We start from the raw sequence: 1,597 nt of genomic DNA on the forward strand, positions 1-1,597 counted from the left end.
GTGGCAGGGTCCGTCTCCGATCGGTGGCAAGGCCCGGCCCGGTTCGCCGATCGCGACGAACGCGGCCGGCACCCTGGTGGCGTTCGTCGACACCAATGGGAATGTGGTGAACGACTGGGTCAGCAACGGTGCCTGGCAGGGCCCGTCTGGTCTGGGCGGCAAGGCCCGTGGGGACTCCCCGCTGGCGTTCAACGCGGCCGGTGACCACATCTACTTCATCGACACCAATGGCAACGTCGCCAATGACTGGGTGAGCAACGGGGCGTGGCAGGGTCCGTCCCCGATCGGTGGCAAGGCGCGGGCGGGTTCCGGTCTCGCCACCGATGCCGCCGGTACGCATGTCGCGTTCGTCGACACCAACGGAAACCTCGCGAACGACTGGGTGAGCAACGGGGCGTGGCAGGGCCCGTCCGGTATGGGCGGTCAGCCCCGAGGCAACTCCCCGCTGGCGTTCAACGCCGCGGGTGACCACATCTACTTCATCGACGGCAACGGCAACGTCGCCAATGACTGGGTGAGCGACGGCGCGTGGCAGGGCCCGTCCCCGATTGGTGGCAGGGCGCGGGCGGGTTCGGGTCTCGCAACCGACGCCGCCGGTACGCATGTCGCGTTCGTGGACACCAACGGCAGCCTCGCCAACGACTGGGTGAGCAACGGGGCCTGGCAGGGGCCGTCCGGCCTCGGCGGCACCAGCCGCTGACCGCCACCCCGGCACCTGTCATTCGTGGTCTACGCCTGACGCTCAGCGGTGTCACGGCGATGGCGGCCCTGAGCTTCGCCGTGGCGGGCCCGGCAGCCGCGTCCCCATTGCCGAACGGGACGAGCCGGCCGCAGCCGGCCAGTGGCCAGATCGCACCCTCGGCCCTCCTGTCCACTCCCCGCGTCGCGCAGGCCCCGGCAGCGAACGGCAACTGCGGCGGCTACTCGTCCGACACGACCCCGCCTTCCACCATCCGGGTGCTGCGATACGCGCAGCACACCAGCGTCGGCGCGCCGGTGCCGGGTACCGAGATCGGCGTTGTCAACGTGCCGTTCCAGGAATACGTCAAGGACGTTCTGCCCAGCGAGTGGGTCACCTCCTGGCAGTCCGCCTCGCTGCAGGCGGGTGCGATGGCGGTGAAGACCTACGCGTGGTACTGGGTCAACAACTGGCGTGGCGGTTCGTACGGCGGCTCCTGCTACAACGTCGACGACTCGATCAACTATCAGCGCTACATACCCGGAAGCTCCACCGCCGTCACCAACTCGGCCGTGCAGTCGACCTGGAACTCGGTCATGACCAGGAACGGCTCGGTCTTCCAGGCCTCGTACCAGGCGACCCTCACCGGAAACACGTCCGAAGGCTGCGGCACCGGCCTGTCCAGGTACCCGAACACGCTCAGCCAGTGGGGGTCGCAGAACTGCGCCCTCGCCGGCCATTCCTGGCAGTCGATCCTGGGCGCCTACTACCCCGGACTGTCGATCGGCGGGTCGGTGGGCGGGTCGGGAAGCTTCGGCACGGTGTCGATGGATGCCGGTGCGACGCACGTGGCGTTCGTGGACGGCGGCGGGAGTGTGGCGAACGACTGGGTGAGCAATGGTGCCTGGCAGGGTCCGG

At 69.1% G+C, this 1,597-nt stretch carries 2 protein-coding genes; both read left to right on the top strand.

Annotation, left to right across the window (positions count from 1 at the left end):
- A partial coding sequence (locus tag IG86_RS0138050) for a hypothetical protein (RefSeq protein WP_030903142.1) occupies positions 1-700 on the top strand: 700 nt, incomplete at its 5' end.
- 59 nt (positions 701-759) lie between these two features.
- A partial coding sequence (locus IG86_RS0138055) for a SpoIID/LytB domain-containing protein (protein ID WP_030903145.1) occupies positions 760-1,597 on the top strand: 838 nt, incomplete at its 3' end.

The organism is Streptomyces virginiae (assembly GCF_000720455.1).
GTDB lineage: Bacteria > Actinomycetota > Actinomycetes > Streptomycetales > Streptomycetaceae > Streptomyces > Streptomyces virginiae.